The sequence below is a fragment of the Mesorhizobium silamurunense genome (assembly GCF_014843825.1).
Classification (GTDB): Bacteria; Pseudomonadota; Alphaproteobacteria; order Rhizobiales; family Rhizobiaceae; genus Mesorhizobium; species Mesorhizobium silamurunense.
Genome location: NZ_JHQR01000132.1, coordinates 1 through 1834, shown reverse-complemented (window position 1 = coordinate 1834; position 1834 = coordinate 1). Strand labels below are relative to the sequence as shown.

Below are 1834 nucleotides of genomic sequence, written 5' to 3'. Positions count from 1 at the left end.
GTCACCGCGTCGGCGGCGCGAGCACCGGAAACTGCGATCAGGGCCGCAACTGAGCCGAGAACAAGACCCTTAATGTTATTCTGGCGCGCTGCGTCTCGACGCAGCCCTTCAGTCAAAGTCTTCAGTGGCTCTGGGTAACTCACCACGTCTGAGCCAATCGCCATAGTCATCTCCGCTTGTTGTGGGGGCAGACCGTCACAACGGCTTCCAAAGTTGACTGAGCAAGTGACGTGCCATCCTGAAGACGTCGCCGCACGCTGACACTCAAGTTGCCGGCGCACCTTCGTCGCGCTTCCTTCTTTTTTGCTTTGAGGGACAAACTGAGCACGAAACGCAAACGTTTCGGATGTGGTTCGTTTGGCCGATTGCCGACAATTTCGGTGAACAGCGACAGTTTTTGGTTGCCATGAAACCTCGAGATTGAGACATCATGCGGCGGCACCGCCTCTGTAGTCAGGTGAGACGCCCACTGACGCCGACATATTCACGAGCGAAGGTCGGGCGTCCGGCTCTTGGAGCATGCCCAGGCCGTAAGCGTCATCGTTAGGGCGGCCACGCCTCGCCTCTTCGAAGGTGGTCATGGTCCCGTGCACCAGCTTGCCAGTCAGTCCGGACAAATTGATTTCGCAAGCCTCAGAAGATTTACACGGACCGTTGTAAAAAGCCTCTGAATCGGAAGCCGTGCATGGCCCGTTCTGTTTTTGCAGCAGCGCATGCGAATTCTCGGCGCGATTGGTACGGCGTGATGCGTTGAGCTGCCAATCTACCCCTTGCCGGGGAGATCGGATGTAGCGGGCGTTTTCGGCGGTCGCCGACGAAATGCGACAGCGCGGTCGCACAGGCGTCACTTAAGGCGCCTCACCGGCGCCCTATACGGGGCAAGAGGAGGTCCCCGTGAAACCGGACAGTCACAACGAAGGGCAGCGCGCCATCATGACGTCAGGCCCAGAATTCCCGGACGATTTTCGTGCTCGGCTGGTCAACCTCTTCCAGTGGCGCCGGGACGTCAGGCGATTGAAGCCGGCGCCGCTTCCCGAAGGCGCGCTCGAGCGGCTGCTCGACCTCGCCAGTATCGCGCCCTCCGTCGGACTGAGCCAGCCCTGGCGTTTCGTCGCGCCGCAACGCCGTCAGGGCCTGCTTCGAGCGCTGCAACGCGGAAGCGCTGGCATCTTTCGCGGGCGAACGCGCAGCACTCTATGTGCGCCTGAAGCTTGCCGGCCTGACCGAGGCGCCTTGCCAGTTTTTTTGCCGTCTTCGCCGACCGCACAACCGGGCAAGGGCATGGGCTGGGTCTCGATCCTCAATTCGGCCGAGATGGCGGCGATCCTGGACACGCCGCCCGGTGGCGGAAGTAGGCATCGAAGACGCCGTCCTTGTCGGTCAGCCGGAAGGCGACGAGCTTGCCGGCGAAAACCAAACGGTGTGCGCGATGATCTCGGCGGGAAGCCGATGGCGCTTGTTGCTGACAGCCAGGCGTTCATACCCTCGCCATCCACCCGAGACTGATCGGCGATTAGCGTAACATCGCCCGCGTCAGCAATGGCGTTGGCGAAATACAAATTTCGCGCTGAAAGCGAACGGATTGACATAGCGCAGAGACACAGGAGAGCGCAGCGGTAAGGATGATGGTTATCAACATGGGATGGTAACTGTTGCAGACCTCAATCCTGACAAAATATCGCGAGGCCCACCTGCCTTGGTACACCATCTATCCGACTGTGCCGGAGTTCTCCGCAGCGATCGGTGCCGAGGCTTATGAGGAATGGCTCAGGGACCTACCGGCTGATGATCCGGTGTCACTCTATTCTCCACGTTCCGTTCTGCCGGTCGATGT

Annotated in this window: 2 pseudogenes; both read left to right on the top strand. The window is 60.1% G+C overall.

Annotation, left to right across the window (positions count from 1 at the left end):
* Positions 1 to 933: 933 nt before the first annotated feature.
* A pseudogene (locus tag DH10_RS38200) lies at positions 934 to 1292 on the top strand (nitroreductase family protein); the annotation flags it as partial.
* A 360-nt stretch (positions 1293 to 1652) separates the two neighbouring features.
* Positions 1653 to 1834: pseudogene (locus DH10_RS36285) on the top strand (coproporphyrinogen III oxidase); the annotation flags it as partial.